The organism is Serratia sp. CY74737 (genome assembly GCF_052166775.1).
GTDB classification, from domain to species: domain Bacteria; phylum Pseudomonadota; class Gammaproteobacteria; order Enterobacterales; family Enterobacteriaceae; genus Serratia; species Serratia ureilytica.
Genome location: NZ_JBJNOF010000001.1, coordinates 275,659 through 291,032 on the forward strand (window position 1 = coordinate 275,659; position 15,374 = coordinate 291,032).

General features: G+C 62.7%; 14 protein-coding genes. 6 read left to right on the forward strand and 8 right to left on the reverse strand.

The window, feature by feature from the left end; genetic code table 11:
- Window positions 1-10 precede the first annotated feature (10 nt).
- Window positions 11-583, reverse strand: coding sequence for an elongation factor P-like protein YeiP (yeiP, locus tag ACJ8PE_RS01365; protein WP_004935725.1), 573 nt, complete (start codon window positions 581-583; stop codon window positions 11-13).
- A 126-nt stretch (window positions 584-709) separates the two neighbouring features.
- Window positions 710-1,954: a tryptophan permease gene (gene mtr / locus ACJ8PE_RS01370; protein WP_442536697.1), complete on the reverse strand. Its 1,245-nt coding sequence runs from the start codon at window positions 1,952-1,954 to the stop codon at window positions 710-712.
- Window positions 1,955-2,225: 271 nt separating this feature from the next.
- Here mtr and ACJ8PE_RS01375 point away from each other — a divergent pair, with 271 nt between their 5' ends.
- Window positions 2,226-2,480 (forward strand): YkgJ family cysteine cluster protein, encoded by a 255-nt coding sequence (locus ACJ8PE_RS01375; RefSeq protein ID WP_019453627.1) that lies wholly within the window; start codon window positions 2,226-2,228, stop codon window positions 2,478-2,480.
- On the opposite strand, the gene ACJ8PE_RS01380 is transcribed toward ACJ8PE_RS01375, so the two are convergent.
- The 4 genes from ACJ8PE_RS01380 to ACJ8PE_RS01395 form a co-directional block, all read right to left on the reverse strand.
- A complete protein-coding gene (locus tag ACJ8PE_RS01380) occupies window positions 2,477-3,652 on the reverse strand; it encodes a sugar efflux transporter (protein WP_197792620.1) in 1,176 nt (391 codons plus the stop codon). The two genes, ACJ8PE_RS01375 and ACJ8PE_RS01380, sit on opposite strands and share 4 nt — an antisense overlap.
- 155 nt (window positions 3,653-3,807) lie before the next feature.
- Window positions 3,808-6,282 carry a trimethylamine-N-oxide reductase TorA gene (torA, locus tag ACJ8PE_RS01385; protein ID WP_101453943.1) on the reverse strand — a complete coding sequence of 825 codons (2,475 nt, stop codon included), beginning with the start codon at window positions 6,280-6,282 and terminating at the stop codon, window positions 3,808-3,810.
- A 12-nt stretch (window positions 6,283-6,294) separates the two neighbouring features.
- Complete coding sequence (locus ACJ8PE_RS01390; RefSeq protein ID WP_442536698.1) at window positions 6,295-7,455, reverse strand: NapC/NirT family cytochrome c; 1,161 nt, start codon at window positions 7,453-7,455, stop codon at window positions 6,295-6,297.
- Window positions 7,456-7,686: 231 nt separating this feature from the next.
- Entirely contained in the window at window positions 7,687-8,109 is a 423-nt protein-coding gene (locus ACJ8PE_RS01395) for a nucleotide triphosphate diphosphatase NUDT15 (RefSeq protein WP_033652539.1), read from the reverse strand.
- Window positions 8,110-8,356: 247 nt separating this feature from the next.
- Between ACJ8PE_RS01395 and fruB the strand changes: the two genes are divergently transcribed.
- The 4 genes from fruB to ACJ8PE_RS01415 all read left to right on the forward strand — a co-directional run bounded on the left by fruB (window position 8,357) and on the right by ACJ8PE_RS01415 (window position 12,882).
- Window positions 8,357-9,490 (forward strand): fused PTS fructose transporter subunit IIA/HPr protein, encoded by a 1,134-nt coding sequence (fruB, locus tag ACJ8PE_RS01400; protein ID WP_197792621.1) that lies wholly within the window; start codon window positions 8,357-8,359, stop codon window positions 9,488-9,490.
- Window positions 9,487-10,428 (forward strand): 1-phosphofructokinase, encoded by a 942-nt coding sequence (fruK, locus tag ACJ8PE_RS01405; RefSeq protein WP_015378523.1) that lies wholly within the window; start codon window positions 9,487-9,489, stop codon window positions 10,426-10,428. The genes fruB and fruK overlap by 4 nt, the downstream gene beginning before the upstream one ends.
- Window positions 10,429-10,439: 11 nt before the next feature.
- The gene (fruA, locus tag ACJ8PE_RS01410; RefSeq protein WP_197792622.1) at window positions 10,440-12,128 is read left to right on the forward strand and encodes a PTS fructose transporter subunit IIBC; all 1,689 of its coding nucleotides are present in this window, start codon (window positions 10,440-10,442) and stop codon (window positions 12,126-12,128) included.
- A gap of 160 nt (window positions 12,129-12,288) precedes the next feature.
- Window positions 12,289-12,882 (forward strand): DJ-1/PfpI family protein, encoded by a 594-nt coding sequence (locus ACJ8PE_RS01415; RefSeq protein ID WP_197760882.1) that lies wholly within the window; start codon window positions 12,289-12,291, stop codon window positions 12,880-12,882.
- 19 nt (window positions 12,883-12,901) lie between these two features.
- Here ACJ8PE_RS01415 and nfo read toward each other — a convergent pair whose 3' ends face one another.
- Window positions 12,902-13,741: a deoxyribonuclease IV gene (gene nfo, locus ACJ8PE_RS01420; protein WP_033643802.1), complete on the reverse strand. Its 840-nt coding sequence runs from the start codon at window positions 13,739-13,741 to the stop codon at window positions 12,902-12,904.
- Between the two features lie 98 nt (window positions 13,742-13,839).
- On the reverse strand, window positions 13,840-14,913 hold the full coding sequence (locus ACJ8PE_RS01425) for a YeiH family putative sulfate export transporter (protein ID WP_033652542.1): 1,074 nt from the start codon (window positions 14,911-14,913) through the stop codon (window positions 13,840-13,842).
- Window positions 14,914-15,106: 193 nt separating this feature from the next.
- Between ACJ8PE_RS01425 and ACJ8PE_RS01430 the strand changes: the two genes are divergently transcribed.
- Window positions 15,107-15,304 (forward strand): hypothetical protein, encoded by a 198-nt coding sequence (locus ACJ8PE_RS01430; protein WP_033643799.1) that lies wholly within the window; start codon window positions 15,107-15,109, stop codon window positions 15,302-15,304.
- Window positions 15,305-15,374: the final 70 nt, after the last annotated feature.

Below are 15,374 nucleotides of genomic sequence, written 5' to 3' on the forward strand. Positions count from 1 at the left end.
GCTGGCGCGACTAGTCGGCGCGGCTCATGTAGCGGCGTTCGGCGATATGAATGCGGATCTTGTCGCCGGCGCTGAGGTATTCCGGCACATGGATCACCAGACCGGTCGCCATGGTGGCCGGCTTGTTGCGGGCGCTGGCGGAAGCGCCTTTGATGCCCGGCGCGGTCTCGACGATTTCCATATCCACGGTCTGCGGCAGCTCCAGCGCCAGCACCTGGCCGTCCAATGTCAGCACCTGCATGCCCGGCAGGCCGCCTTCCGGAATGAACAGCAGCTCGTCTTCGATCTGGTCTTTCTTGAAGATGTACGGCGTGTAATCTTCGTCATCCATAAACACGTATTCTTCGCCGTCGATATAGGAGAAGTTCACCTTGCGGCGCGACAGGGAAATGGTGTCCAGGATATCGTCGCCCTTGAAGCGTTCTTCCACTTTCAGGCCGGTGCGCACGTCGGAGAAGCGCATTTTGTACAGGGTGCTGGCGCCGCGGGCGCTCGGGCTCTGCACGTCGATATCTTTTACCAGCAGCAGCTTGCCGTTGTAGCTGATCGCCATGCCGCGTTTAATTTCGTTAGCTCTTGCCATTTCAATTCATCCGCAATGAAGAGTATTAGAGAAGTTGCGACAAGGTACTCGCGCCGCCGATTTCAGGCAATAGCCCGGCGCAAAAACAGTGCGGGAAAGGGAGGGCGGCAGCCCTCCCGTCGGGGATTACCGGAAGACCGGCAGCAGGCCGAACAGCGACAGAATATGCGCGGTGGCGTTGATCAGTCCAAACAGGATGACGAACAGGATCACGCCGTTGCCGCCCGGTGCGCGATAACCGGCCTGTGGATAGCGACGGCGGCTGGCGCGTGCCATCAGCGCCGGCACGATCACCGCCCAGATGGTGGCCGCCAGCCCGGCGAAGCCGATGGCGTACAGGAAACCGTTCGGGAACAGCAGCGCGGCCAGCGTCGGCGGTACAAAGGTTACCAGCGCGGTCTTGCTGCGCCCGACGGCGTCGTCCTTGAACTTGCAGAAGTCCGCCAGGTAGTCGAACAGGCCCAGCGACACGCCGAGGAACGAGCTGGCCAGCGCCATATAGGAGAAGGCGTTCAGCAGTTGGCTGACGGTCTGGCTGCTGGAGACGTTGCCCATTTGCTTGAGCAGGCTGCCGATATTGCCGCCCTCGGCGATCACCTGCTTAAAGGCGTCGCGCGCGATATTGCCCTGAATCACATACTGCCACAGGATGTAGATAGCCAATGCCAACAGGGTGCCGTACACCAGGCTGCGCACCACGGAGCCGCTGTCCTTGTGGTAGTACTTCACCAGCCCGGGAATGTTGCCGTGGTAGCCGAACGAGGTCAGCAGGTAAGGCAACGCCGCCAGGGCATAAGGCAGATAGCTGGCCTGGTCATCGCCGGTATTGAACAGCACCGCAGGCTGCACGTGGGTGAACATGTCGCCCACCGACATCACGAAGGTGATCACCATGCCGCCGATCAGAATGGTGCTCAGGCGGTCGACCGCGCGGGTGGAGAGCCAGACGATAAACGCCACGACCAGCGCGAACACCAGGCCGGCGGTGGTCTGGCCGACGCCGACGATCCCCTCCAGCGTGTGCGCGATGATCGAACCGCCCGCGGAGATATAGGCGTAGGTCAGGATATACAGCACGAACGCCACCGACAGGCCGTTCACGGCGTTCCAGCCTTTGCCCAGTAGATCCTTGACCATGGTGTTGAAGCTGGCGCCGCTCGGGTAGTGCAGCGTGGCTTCAAGGATCATCAGGCCGGAAAGCAACATGCAGGCCCAGGTATACACCAGCAGCGCGACGGAGCCGCTGAACCAGACACCGGAAGTGACGATCGGAATGGAAAACATGCCGGCGCCTACGGCGGTACCGGCAATGATCATCGCGCCGCCGAGAACGGAAGGGCGGGCCAGCTTCTGGATGGTGTCCGTAGACATGTGTGCTCCTGATGGAAGAGGTTCTTTTGTACTAGCTCAATGGTACATGGGCGCATGGCGCATGTAAAGCGTGGGAATTGCATGCTTCACGCGTTTTTGTCTTTAAATTGCGGCTTTTTGGGCGTTTATTCGCCAGGCGGCGAATCCGGCGGGGCAAGACGGTTGCGAGAGGAGTGTAAAGATCGCCAAGGCGCAGGGATTCTGCTGGCGGCCGCCGCATGCGGCTGCTATTGTCGCGCTTCTTTTCCCCAGCCCACCAGGAGTAGCGCTGATGGACTGTCGCAGCGACTGCGGCGCCTGCTGTATCGCGCCGTCAATATCCAGCCCGATCCCCGGCATGCCGAACGGCAAGCCCGCCAATACCCGCTGCATTCATTTGGATGAACAGCTGCGCTGCGGCCTGTTTCATTCGCCGCTGCGGCCGAAGGTGTGCGGCAGCCTGCAGCCGAGCCGCGACATGTGCCACGATCACCGCGATCAGGCGCTGATTTATCTCGCCAGGCTGGAAGCGGACACCGCGCCTTAAGCGTCTTTCAATCGCCACAGACACAGCGTCGCGCCTGCCGCCATCGCCAGCGCGGCGTAAAACACCGCATGGTAATTCCAGATTTCCGCCACCGCGCCGGCGATGGCGCCGGCGATGATCCAACCCACCCGAATGGTATTGGTGAACAGCGTGGTGGCCGTGCCGGGCTGACCGGGCATCAAATCCTGGAAGTAGAGCATGCCGATCCCCGCCAGTACGCCGATAAACGCCGCATTCAACAGCTGCAGAGCGATGAGTTGCCCACTGCCGGTGATAAACAGCAGGCCGCAGTAGAACAGTACGCCGGCGACGGCGGCGCCGAGCATCAAACACCGTTTGCCGCAGCGTTTCGCCACCATGCCGGCGATCAGCATGATCGGGATCTCCAGCCCGGCGGCGGTGCCCATCAGCACGCCGACCAGCCGCTCCGGCAACCGCAGTTCGTGCACCATATACAGCGGCATGTTGATCAGGTACATGCTGTTGGCGGTCCACATCAGGGTGCTGGCGCCAAACAGCAGCAGCGCGTCGCGGCGATGCTGGCGCGGTGCGGCCAGAGGCGCGCTCGCCACGGCGCTTTTCGGCATGGAGGGCAGCCGTTTCCACACCAGCAGGCCGCACAGGACAAAGGCCGCCGCGCCCGCCAGATACAGGGTTTTGAAGCCGAAACCCAGCGCCAGCGCGAAGGCGATCGGCGGGCCTATCACCCAGGCGAGCGAGACCTGCGCGCGCATGATGGAGGTGAACATCATCGCCTCGCGCCCGGTGCGATCGGCGTGTTCGCGCGCCAGGGCGAACATTTGCGGGTTAGCGGTGGAACCGAAGCTGGTGAGCAGTACGCCGACGAGCAGCAACAGGGAGTAATTGCGACTCCAGGCGAACAGCGTGAACCCCAGCGCACCCAGCATACAGCAGAGGAAGATCAGCGATTTGCGGTCGCCTTTTTTATCCGAGCGGCCGGCGAGAAACTGGCTGACCAGAATGCCGATCACCGCGCTGCCGGTGAAGAACAGGCCAACCAGCGCCGGCCGCACCTTGACTTCGGTTTCCAGAAACAGGCTCAGCGTCGGGGTTTGCAACGCGCCGGCGATGCCGGTCAGGAAGGCCACCGCCAAAAAGGCCAGCGAAGTGAGATCGGGCGCGCGTCGCGTTACTGCGGATGAAGTCGGCATGGTGGTTGAGAATTCGTCGAAAAAGTGAGGTCGCGCGCATCATACGCCCGTTGAAAAGAAACGCAAACCGCTATCCCTCGGCGCAGGGTAAGCGGCTATGTCGCGCGGCGACGAGGAAAACAGAGGGCGCGTTGCGCCCTCTGTTTATCGCGGGATCAGGCGCCTTGCGGCACGGCGTGCGCGGTATTTTTCAGCGCCGGCCCCTGATACTTCTCGATCTGCAGCTGCGCCATCTGCCCGCAGTTGCCCTGCGCCAGGCTGGAGGAGCCGATGTCGAAGGTCAGGCAGTTGACGTTGCCGTTCTTGCACAGTGAGCCGGGCTGCGCCGGATCGGCCGGATCGAACCAGGCGCCTTCGCTGATGCGCACCACGCCAGGCCGCACGTCTTCGCTGACCACCGCCCCTACCAGGATCTGGCCGCGATCGTTAAACGCCCGTACCAGATCGCCGCCGGTAATGCCGCGCGGCTGCGCGTCCTGCGGGTGGATCAGGATCGCTTCACGATCCGCCACCGCGTATTTCTTGCGCAGCGGCGTATTGTCGAGCTGGGAGTGCAGCCGGTTGGTCGGGTGCGCGGTATTGAGCGACAGCGGATACTTGGCCGCTTCCGGCCCGCGATACCACTCGTGCGGCGGCATCCAGGTCGGGATGCCCGGGCAATCCTCATAATGCATTTTGGCGATGGCGTCGGAGTAGATTTCGATCTTGCCCGACGGCGTGCCCAGCGGGTTCAGCAGCGGGTTGTCGCGGTAATCGGCGAAGCGCACCCACTGCTTATTGGCCTCCGGCACCGGGAAACGCACGTAGTTATTGGATTGCCAGAACATGTCGAACGGCGGCAGCGCCACCCGCGCGGCGCGCGCCTGGTTTTTCATGTCGTCGTACATGCCTTTCAGCCACTGGGTTTCATCCTTGCCCTCGGTAAAGGCCTCCTGCACGCCCAGCCTGGCCGCCATCGCCGAGAAGATGTCGAAGTCGCTGCGCGACTCGTGCTGCGGCGGCACGCATTGATGCATCGGGAACACGTAGAGCTGCGAATAGTCGCCGCCCATTTCCAGATCGTTGCGCTCGTAGCTGGTGGTGGCCGGCAGGACGATATCGGCATGTTTGGCGGTGGCGGTCCAGTAAGGCTCGTTGACCACGATGGTGTCCGGCCGCTGCCAGGCTTTGACCAGGTTATTGGTGTCCTGATGCTGGTGGAAGGTGTTGCCGCCTGCCACATACACCATTTTCACCTCGGGGTAGGTGACCTTGGCGCCGTTGAAGTCGATGGTTTTTCCCGGATTGCTCAGGCATTCGGCGATGCGCGCTACCGGGATCGGCGCCGGCGAGTTCTTCGGCGCGTTGCCGGCGGAGATGCCGGCGATGATGCCGCCCTTGGCGGTCGGGCTGCCGCCGGACGAATAGTGGTAGCTGAAGCCGAAGCCGCCGCCCGGCAGGCCGATCTGGCCGAGCATCGCCGCCACCGTCACCAGCAGCCAGTGCTGCTGTTCGCCGTGATGCTGGCGCTGAATGCCCCAGCCGCCCATGATCATGGTGCGGTGCTTCGCCATCTCGCGCGCCAGCGCGCGCAGCGTGTCGGCATCGACGCCGCTGATGTCGGCCGCCCATTCGGCGGTTTTCGCCACGCCGTCGCTCTCGCCCAGCAGGTAGGCCTGGAACTTGTCGAAGCCGACGGTATAGGTTTTCAGGAAGTCCGGGTTATGCAGCTTCTCGGTCAGCAGCGTATGGGCGATGCCGATCAGCATGGCGCCGTCGGTGTATGGGCGCGGGGCGATCCACTGCGCATTGACGAACTTGGCGCTGTCGTTGTGTACCGGATCGATGCTGATCACCCGGGTGCCTTTTTTCTTCAGCGCCTCGAAGCCGGTCTGGCCGACGTGATCCGGCACGTTCCAGCTGTTTTTCAGCGTGACCATCGGGTTGCAGCCCCACAGGATCACCAGCTCGCTGTTCTCGATCACGTTCGGCCAGGCGGTCTGCTGTTCGTAGACCTCCATCGAGCCGACCACGTGCGACATGATCACCTGCGCCGCGCCGGTGGAGTAGTCGCCGGCGTAGCCGAGGAAGCCGCCGGTCAGGTTCATCAGGCGCTGCAGCAGCGTGCGGCTGTTGTGCAGCATGCCGACGCTTTTCCAGCCGTAGGAACCGGCGTAGATCGACTGCGGGCCGTGATCTTTTTGCAGGCGGGTGATCTCATTGCACACCAGCTCGGTTGCTTTGTCCCAGCTGACGCGCACCCACTCGTCGCGGCCGCGCAGCTCGGTGCGGCTGCCGGGGCCGCCTTCCAGCCAGCTTTTGCGCACCATCGGGTATTTGATGCGGTTCTCGGCGTGCACCTGATAAGGCGCCATGGTGATCAGCTCATTGGGATACGGATCGTCCTGCACCGGCTGCACGCCGACCATCTTGCCGTCCTGCACGATGGCTTCAAACGCGCCCCAGTGGGCGCCGGTCAGAATGCCTTTCTGCGCCTGACGCAAGACGATGAACTGCGGCAGCGCTTCGCTGATGGCCTGCGCCAGCGCCGCTTTGGGCCATAATCCCGCCAGCAGCGGGGCGGCGGTCAGCGCGGCGGCGCCGGTCAGGAAGCGGCGGCGGCTCATGGTTAACGGTTTTTGGTTGCTCATTGCGCTTCTCCCTTAAAGCTTGGCCGGTGCGGCAGGTGGCATGTCGCTGGCGTGTTTTTGTACGTATTGTGTCAGCACGCGCAGCTGTTCCTGCGTCAGCGAGGTACGCGGCGCCATGCCTTTGATGACGCCGATCCATTGGTTGGCGTTGAAGCGATCGAGCGCGGTCAGCCCGTGGCAGCCGGTGCAGTTGGCCGACATCATGTCCGCGGCGTAGCGCCAGATTTTTTGCTGATCGTCGATCAGCTGCTTGCGCGGCAGCCACACCTGCAGAGAGACCTGATGCCAGACCAGGCCGGTTTCCGCATCGGTCTGGGTGGACGCGGTCTTCAGCTGTTTGCGCGCGTCTTCACCCAGCAGCACGCTGAGGATGCGTTTGCCCTGCGCGGCGTAGAACACTTCGCTGACCCCGTCTTGCTGCCAGCCGCTCACGGTGGCCAGCACCTTGTCGCCATCCTGTTTCACCACCTGCACTTCGGTGGACGGCATCAGGTTGCCGGCATTATGGCTGTCGTCTGCGCTGAGGAAGAACGGTTCGGTGGCGATGGTGTAGAGGGTGGTGGCGCCCGGTGCGGTCAGCGCCGCGGCCTTGGCCAGCTCGGCGGCGCCGGCCTGGGTTTCGCCGCTCATGTCCGGCAGGATGTGGGCCACGCCTTTATGGCAGTCGATGCAGGTTTCGCCCTGTTTGATCGCCACCGGGTGCTGCAGGCGCGCTTCGGGACGCTGGGCGGTGATGTCCATGGCGTCGTAGCTGTGGCAGGAGCGGCAGGTGGCCGAGTCGTTCTCTTTCAGCGTCTTCCAGACCGACTGCGCCATCGCCAGCTTGTGCGCTTCATATTTTTCCGGCGTATCGATGGTGCCGACCATCTCGCCGTAGATGTCTTTTACCGCGCGGATCTTGGTCCACAGGTAATCGATCGGCTGGTGCGGCACGTGGCAGTCGGCGCACTCGGCGCGGATACCCTTGGTGTTTTGGAAGTGGACGCTGCCCTGATATTCGGCCAGCGGTTGTTGCATGGTGTGGCAGGAAACGCAGAAGGCGGTATCGCTGGTTTTATGGAATACGGTGGCGGTCCCGGCCAACAGCGCCGCGCCGAGGATAATCCCCAGCAGCAAAAGCCATAGCCATCCCCACCGGTGCTTTTTTTCAAAGCCAGTCAGTTTTTTGCTCATGGTAAACCCGCTTATAATTATGAATTTAAAATAAAATCTTGCCAAAAGGCCGCCGACCGGAGGTCAGAATGCCACGTCGATTGCAGGGGTAATGATAGAAGAGGGTTAACCCCATGGGGTTATCCGTAGTCAAAAAAATGGCGTATATCGCAAAAAATAGCGCTATATTCTATTTTATATAACGATGAGCTGTGAGGCAGGCAACGCGAACGCCGCGCGCTCGCGAAGGGCTCAGGCCGTTGGCAAGTAGGTTTGGCCGCTCAGCCACAGGCGGATCGCCGTGCGGCTGGCTTCGAAATGGGGTTCCGGCAGAGAGTCTGGCGCGCACCAGCGCCATTCGGCGCATTTTTCGGGTTCTTTCAGCTCGGCTTCGCCGCCGGGATGCGCCACCTGCAGACAGATGGACACCGTGTGTTTGCCTTCGGCGCGCCAGGTTTGCAGATTGTTGCTGACGCCAACGAAGCGCGGCGGATCGATGATCAACCCGGTTTCTTCGGCAATTTCGCGCTGGGCGCACTGCTCGAAGGTTTCACCGGCATCCAGATGCCCGCCGGGGATCGACCAAAAGGGCGCGTGGGAGCCGCAGCGTTTGCCCAGCAAAATTTCGCCTTGCGGGTTCACGATGATCACCCCGACGCCCGTCACTACATTCATGCTTTTCTCCGTCAGCAAAGTTTCAGCACAGTATGTCATTTTGCCCCGGCGCTGACCAATGCGCCGATGAAAGTGTGCGTAAGCTCAAAAATCTGCAATGGCGAAAGGGAGAAAGCTTGCTTTCATCTTGCGCTGCTTACACACTCCTTGAAACGTTTCAGCGTTATCCGACCGCTTGTGGGCAGCGGGTAACGCTCCTTTTTCTCAATGAAGCTGAAACGATTCAATTCAGCAGGAGAGGAGAATCATGTTCCAGTTGTCACCGCAAGACATTCATCTGGGCGCCGCTGCCGCCGATAAGCAGGAGGCCATCCGTCAGGTGGCCGCCGCGCTGACCGAAGCCGGCTGCGTCAGCGCCGGTTATGTGGACGGCATGCTGCAGCGCGAACTGCAGACGTCCACCTACCTGGGCAACGGCATCGCCATTCCGCACGGCACCACCGATACCCGCGATCTGGTGTTGAAAACCGGCGTGCAGGTGTTCCAGTTCCCGCAGGGCATCGCGTGGGGGGAAGGCCAGACCGCCTATGTGGCGATCGGCATCGCCGCCCGTTCCGACGAGCATTTGGCGCTGCTGCGTCAGCTCACCCACGTGCTGAGCGATGACAGCGTGACGGAGCGGCTGGCGAAAACCACCTCCGCGGAAGAGCTACGCAGCCTGTTGATGGGCGAACGGCAGAGCGCCGAATTCCAGTTCGACGTTTCGCTGATTGCGCTCGACGTCGCCGCCGACAGCCTGATGACGCTGCAGGCGCTGAACGCCGGCCGTCTGCAAAAAATCGGGGCGGTCAATGCGCAGTTCGTCAGCGATGCCATTACCCGCAAGCCGCTGAATCTGGGGCAGGGCATTTGGCTCAGCGACAGCGTTGAAGGCAACCTGGCCAGCGCGGCCACCGTCAGCCGCCCGGCGCAGGCTTTTGTGGAAGACGGCGAGCCGGTGGCGCTGCTGCTGACGGTGTCGGTCGCCGACGCGCAGCCGCTGGCGGTGCTCAACTACCTCAGCGATCTGCTGCTGGCCAACAAAGCTGAACGCTTGCTGAAGGCGGATGCCGCCGGCGTGCTGGCGCTGCTGACCAGCGAAGTGGCTGAGGAGAGCAGCGTGCTGAGCGCCGAATTCGTGATCCGCAACGAGCACGGTCTGCACGCGCGGCCGGGCACGGCGCTGGTCAACGTGATCAAAAGTTTCAACAGTGACATCACCGTCACCAACCTGGACGGCAGCGGCAAGCCGGCCAACGGGCGCAGCCTGATGAAGGTGGTGGCGTTGGGCGTGAAGAAAGGGCATCACCTGCGCTTTACCGCCAATGGAGAAGATGCTGAAGCCGCGCTGAAGGCGATCGGCGAAGCGATTAATGAAGGACTGGGCGAGGGCGCAGCATGAGCAGAAGAGTAGCAACAATCACCCTGAACCCGGCGTACGATCTGGTGGGTTTCTGCCCGCAGATTGAACGCGGGGAAGTCAACCGGGTAAAAACCGCCGGCCTGCACGCCGCCGGTAAGGGCATCAACGTCGCCAAGGTGTTGAAAGATTTAGGCATCGACGTCACCGTCGGCGGCTTCCTGGGCAAAGATAATCAGGACGGTTTCCAGCTGCTGTTCAGCGATCTGGGGATCGCCAACCGCTTTCAGGTGGTGCCGGGGCGCACCCGCATCAACGTCAAGCTGACGGAAAAAGACGGCGAAGTGACCGATTTCAACTTCTCCGGCTTCGAAGTGACGCCGCAGGACTGGGATCGCTTCGTCAGCGACTCGCTGAGCTGGCTGGGCCAGTTTGACATGGTGGCGGTGAGCGGCAGCCTGCCGGCCGGCGTCGATCCCGACGCGTTTACCGACTGGATGACCCAACTGCGCGCCAAGTGTCCGTGCATCATTTTCGACAGCAGCCGCGAAGCGCTGGTCGCCGGGCTGAAGGCCTCGCCGTGGCTGGTCAAACCGAACCGCCGCGAGCTGGAAATCTGGGCCGGGCGCCCGCTGCCGACGCTGGCAGACGTGGTCGAGGCCGCGCATGCGCTGCGCGAACAGGGCATCGCCCACGTGGTCATCTCCCTCGGCGCGGAAGGCGCGCTGTGGGTTAACGCATCCGGCGCCTGGATCGCCAAACCGCCGTCCTGTGAGGTGGTCAGCACCGTGGGCGCCGGCGATTCGATGGTCGGCGGCCTGATTTATGGCCTGCTGATGCGCGAATCCAGCGAACACACCCTGCGTCTGGCCACGGCGGTAGCGGCGCTGGCGGTCAGCCAGAGCAACGTCGGCGTGACCGATCGTCCCCAGTTGGCCGCGATGATGGCGCGCGTCGATCTGAAACCTTTCAATCAATAGCAGGAGGCAGAATGAAAACGCTGCTGATGGTAGACAGTTCGCAGGGACAGGCCCGTGGCCACCTGGCGAAACGCATGCTGGAGGCCGCCGCGGCCAAAGCCGGCCTGACGCTGGTCGAGTCGCTGCAGGACGCCGAACTGGTGGCGGTGGCGGGGCAGGCTGCTCCTGCTGACGCCGCGCTGAACGGCAAATTGATCTATGTGGGCGAGGTAGAACAGGCGGTGCGTGAACCGGACGCGTTTCTGGCGCGCGCCCAGGCCGAAGCTGAAACTTATCAGGCGCCGCAGGCGGCTGCGGTGAAAGCCGATGGACAAAAACGCATCGTGGCGATCACCGCTTGCCCAACCGGCGTGGCACACACCTTTATGGCGGCCGAAGCCATTGAAAGTGAAGCCAAGAAACGCGGCTGGTGGGTGAAGGTGGAAACGCGCGGCTCCGTCGGCGCCGGCAACGCCATCACCCCGGAAGAAGTGGCGGCGGCGGATCTGGTGATCGTCGCGGCGGACATCGAAGTGGATCTGGACAAGTTTGCCGGTAAGCCGATGTATCGTACTTCCACCGGTCTGGCGCTGAAGAAAACCGCGCAGGAACTGGACAAGGCGCTGGCCGAAGCCGAAGTGTTCCAGCCGCAGCAGCGTAGCGGTAGCGGCGCGGCGCCGACGGCGAAGAAGAAAGAGGGCAGCGGCCCGTATCGTCACCTGCTGACCGGCGTGTCCTACATGCTGCCGATGGTGGTGGCGGGCGGTTTGTGCATCGCGCTGTCGTTCGTGTTCGGCATCAAGGCCTTTGAGGTCAAGGGCACCCTGGCGGCGGCGCTGATGCAGATCGGCGGCGGCTCCGCCTTCGCGCTGATGGTGCCGGTGTTGGCCGGTTTCATCGCCTTCTCCATCGCGGATCGTCCGGGCCTGACGCCGGGCCTGATCGGCGGCATGCTGGCGGTGAGCACCGGCGCCGGGTTCCTTGGCGGCATCATCGCCGGTTTCCTGGCGGGTTATGTCGCCAGGGCGATCAGCAGCAAGCTGCGCCTGCCGCAAAGTATGGAAGCGCTGAAGCCCATCTTGATCATTCCGCTGGTGGCCAGCTTGATCACCGGCCTCATCATGATTTACGTGGTTGGCACGCCGGTGGCGAAAATCATGGAAGGCCTGACCCATTGGCTGCAGTCTCTGGGCACCGCCAACGCCGTGCTGCTGGGGGCGATCCTGGGCGGCATGATGTGCACCGACATGGGTGGCCCGGTGAACAAAGCGGCCTACGCGTTCGGCGTGGCGCTGCTCAGCTCCTCGGTGTATGCGCCGATGGCGGCCATCATGGCGGCGGGCATGGTGCCACCGCTGGCGATGGGCCTGGCGACGCTGCTGGCGCGCCGCAAGTTCCCGAAATCCGAACAGGAAGGCGGCAAGGCGGCGTTGGTGCTGGGGCTGTGCTTCATCACCGAAGGGGCGATTCCGTTCGCCGCCCGCGATCCGATGCGCGTGTTGCCGTGCTGTATCGCCGGCGGGGCGCTGACCGGCGCGCTGTCGATGGCCTTCGGCGCCAAGCTGATGGCGCCGCACGGCGGCTTGTTCGTGCTGCTGATCCCGGGCGCGATTTCGCCGGTGTTGCTGTACCTGGTGGCGATCGCCGCCGGCACGCTGTTGGCCGGGGTGGCTTATGCCCTGCTGAAACGTGCTGAAACGCCGGTCGCCGCCGCGGCGTAAGCCTCGCCGATACCGCAAAACGCGCAGCCCAAGAGCTGCGCGTTTTTATTTGTGTCTTAGGCAGTTCACGATTTACCCCTGGTCAGAAACCACAAGGCTTTCTAAGCTGATAGCGCGACTTTGTTCCTGCGAACAAGGAATGACTCAAGGAGATTCATCAGTGGCTAAAAAAGTGGCGATCGTACTGACATCCGGTTTCGCCGATTGGGAATACGCGCTGATTGCCGGCGTTGGCGGCCCGTTTTATGGGCTGGATGTGGCGTTTTTTGCGCCGCAGGCCGGAAGGCTTCGCTCACAGGGCGGGTTGACGGTGGACGTTGCTCACGGCGTGGCTGAATTGGCGGACTGGCGCCCCGAGGTGCTGGTGGTGGTCGGCGGCACCCTGTGGGAAACCGAACGGGCGCCGGATATCCGCGCGTTGCTCAATGAGCAGCGTCAACGCGGCGCGACCCTGGCGGGTATTTGCGGCGGGACGTTGGCGTTGGCGCGGGCCGGCCTGTTGAACAGCAGGGCGCATACCTCCAACGATGCCGAGTTCTTGACGCGCAACGTTGCGGGCTACAGCGGGCAGCGCCATTACGTTGCGAGCGCCGTCGCCGTTGTGGATGACCGCGTCATTACGTCACCGGGATCGGCGCCGGTCAGTTTTACCACCGCGGTGTTCAGGGCTGCGGGCCTGGATGAAGAAACGCTGCGTCAGTTCGGCGCCATGCTGGCGGCGGAGCACGCGGTGGGGGAAACCGCTCGCGCTTAAGCGAGCGGCCAGGGGAGGGTTACTGCTGCGCCTTCAGCCAGGCGATCTCTTCGGCCCAGATATCCGGATTTACCGTTTCCAGAATCAGCGGGATGTTGTCGAAACGCGGATCGCGCATGATGTAGCTGAACACCGTTTTGCCGATGTTGCCTTCCCCCAGGCTGTGATGGCGGTCGACGCGGCTGTTGAACTCGCTCTTGGCGTCGTTCAGGTGCATGCCGCGCAGGTAGTTGAAACCGACGATGTCGCCCAACTGCTTGAAGGTGCGCTCGCATTCTTCTTCGGTGCGCAGATCGTACCCGGCGGCGAAGGCGTGGCAGGTGTCGATGCAAACGCCGACGCGGCTTTTGTCTTCGACGCCGTCGATGATCGCCGCCAGGTGCTCGAATTTGAAGCCCAGGTTGCTGCCCTGGCCGGCGGTGTTCTCGATCACGGCCGTCACGCCGGCGGTTTTATCCAGCGCGATGTTGATCGATTCGGCGATGCGCGCCAGGCACTTGTCTTCATCGATTTGCAGCAGGTGGCTGCCGGGGTGGAAGTTCAGCAGCGTCAGCCCCAGCTGTTCGCAGCGCTGCAGCTCGTCGATAAACGCCTCGCGCGATTTTTCCAACGCGTCGGCTACCGGGTGCCCCAGATTGATCAGGTAGCTGTCGTGCGGCAGGATTTGCCCCGGCCCGTAACCGTACTGGGCGCAGGCGCTCTTGAACTTATCGATCACGTCGGCGGCCAGCGGGGCGGCCTTCCATTGACGCTGATTTTTGGTGAACAGGGCGAACGCGGTCGCCTCCAATTCGTGCGCGCGGATAACCGCCTGATCCACGCCGCCTGACGCGCTGACATGTGCACCGACAAACTTCATCTTCATTCTCCTGTGTTATCGGTGACATTATGGCATTGATGGCGGGCGGATTGAATGGAGAAAAGCGGCAGCCCGCCGAAGCGGGCCGCCGAGGGAGATTACAGCAGGTGTTGCACCAGTTGGTTTATCGCGCCGCCGCCGACCAGCAGCCAGACGAACAGCAGCGTTGCCAGCAGAATCGGTTTCATCCCGGCCTGGCGCACGGCGCTGATGTGGGTAGTCAGCCCCAGCGCCGCCATCGCCATCGCCAGCATCCAGGTGTCGGCGGTGATCAGGTGCCGCACCAGCGTGGCCGGCAGCAGGTTGAAGGAGTTCAGCCCGGCGACGGCGATAAACAGCACGGCGAACCACGGAATGGTGATGGCGGATTTTTCCGCCTTGCCTGCGCTGCCTCGGCTGATGTAGCCCGACAGCAGCAGCAGGAACGGCGCCAGCATCATCACGCGGATCATCTTGGCGATCACCGCCGCATTTTCGGCGTCCGGCCCGATGGCGTGCCCGGCGGCGACCACCTGAGCCACTTCGTGGATGGTGGAGCCGGCGTAGATGCCGAAGGTTTCCTGGCTGAACGGCAGCCACTGGAAGTGTTCATTCAACTGATACAGCCACGGATAGGCGAAGATCGCCAGGGTGCCGAACACCACCACGGTCGAAACCGCCACCGCCACTTTGCTGGAGTCGGCCTTCAGCACCGGCTCGGTGGCCATCACCGCCGCCGCGCCGCAAATGCTGCTGCCGGCGCCAATCAGTATCGCGGTTTGGCTGTCGATGCCGAACACTTTCTTGCCGAGCCAGCAGGCCAGCAGGAAAGTGGTGATCAGGGTCAGCGCATCGATGATTATGCCGCTGGCGCCCACGTCGGCGATCTGCTGAAAGGTCAGCCGGAAGCCGTAAAGGATAATGCCCAGACGCAGCAGGCGCTGTTTGGCCAGCTGTACGCCGCTGTGACAAACGGTTTGCCAGCGGGGGTACAGCGTGTTGCCCACCAGAATGCCGAGCAGGATCGCCAGCGTCAGCGCCCCCAGCCCCAGCTCCGCCACCCAGGGAATGTCGCCGGCCCAGACGGCCAGCGCGGTGAGCGCGCCGGTCAGCGCCAGCCCCGGCACCAGCCGCGGCAGGCCGAACAGCGGGAAGCGTCGCTCGGGGTAAGTGTGAGTGGTATCAGTCGCCATATAAAGTCAGTCCTTCAGTCTGTTTCTTGCGGTCAAGAGTACGTTTGGGCTGAATAAAAGAGAAATTGATTATATATTTATAACCTATCTGAATAAGTGGTATGGGGTCAGCCATTGGCATAACGCCGCATTGCGGCTAGGGTGTGGAGGAGCGGCGAGCCGCCGTCAATTTTCCAACTAACAGGAGCAGGCGATGGATACCGACGATCAACGCAGAGAGCAGGTAGATCAGGAAGTGGGCCGCGCGGTGCGGCGGTTGATTGAAGAAAACAAGGCGATCGACCGCGACCATCTCGCAGCGATGCTGCAATTGATACTGCGGGACGAAACCGGCACGCCGCGAGAGCCGGTGCTGGCCGCGGCGGCGCAGCTGGTCGCGTTGGGCAAATAGCGCGCCGATCTGGCCGCAAACAGGGTAGCCCGGCCGGGCTGCCCACAACACCATGTGGGGGTTCTCTGGC

Coding starts and splice junctions, on each gene's coding strand:
- mtr (WP_442536697.1), bottom strand. CDS start 1,954: ATGTCTACGGACACCATCCAGAAGCTGGCCCGCCCTTCCGTTCTCGGC.
- ACJ8PE_RS01430 (WP_033643799.1), top strand. CDS start 15,107: ATGGATACCGACGATCAACGCAGAGAGCAGGTAGATCAGGAAGTGGGC.
- ACJ8PE_RS01375 (WP_019453627.1), top strand. CDS start 2,226: ATGGACTGTCGCAGCGACTGCGGCGCCTGCTGTATCGCGCCGTCAATA.
- yeiP (WP_004935725.1), bottom strand. CDS start 583: ATGGCAAGAGCTAACGAAATTAAACGCGGCATGGCGATCAGCTACAAC.
- fruK (WP_015378523.1), top strand. CDS start 9,487: ATGAGCAGAAGAGTAGCAACAATCACCCTGAACCCGGCGTACGATCTG.
- nfo (WP_033643802.1), bottom strand. CDS start 13,741: ATGAAGTTTGTCGGTGCACATGTCAGCGCGTCAGGCGGCGTGGATCAG.
- ACJ8PE_RS01390 (WP_442536698.1), bottom strand. CDS start 7,455: ATGAGCAAAAAACTGACTGGCTTTGAAAAAAAGCACCGGTGGGGATGG.
- ACJ8PE_RS01380 (WP_197792620.1), bottom strand. CDS start 3,652: ATGCCGACTTCATCCGCAGTAACGCGACGCGCGCCCGATCTCACTTCG.
- ACJ8PE_RS01395 (WP_033652539.1), bottom strand. CDS start 8,109: ATGAATGTAGTGACGGGCGTCGGGGTGATCATCGTGAACCCGCAAGGC.
- fruA (WP_197792622.1), top strand. CDS start 10,440: ATGAAAACGCTGCTGATGGTAGACAGTTCGCAGGGACAGGCCCGTGGC.
- torA (WP_101453943.1), bottom strand. CDS start 6,282: ATGAGCAACCAAAAACCGTTAACCATGAGCCGCCGCCGCTTCCTGACC.
- ACJ8PE_RS01425 (WP_033652542.1), bottom strand. CDS start 14,913: ATGGCGACTGATACCACTCACACTTACCCCGAGCGACGCTTCCCGCTG.
- fruB (WP_197792621.1), top strand. CDS start 8,357: ATGTTCCAGTTGTCACCGCAAGACATTCATCTGGGCGCCGCTGCCGCC.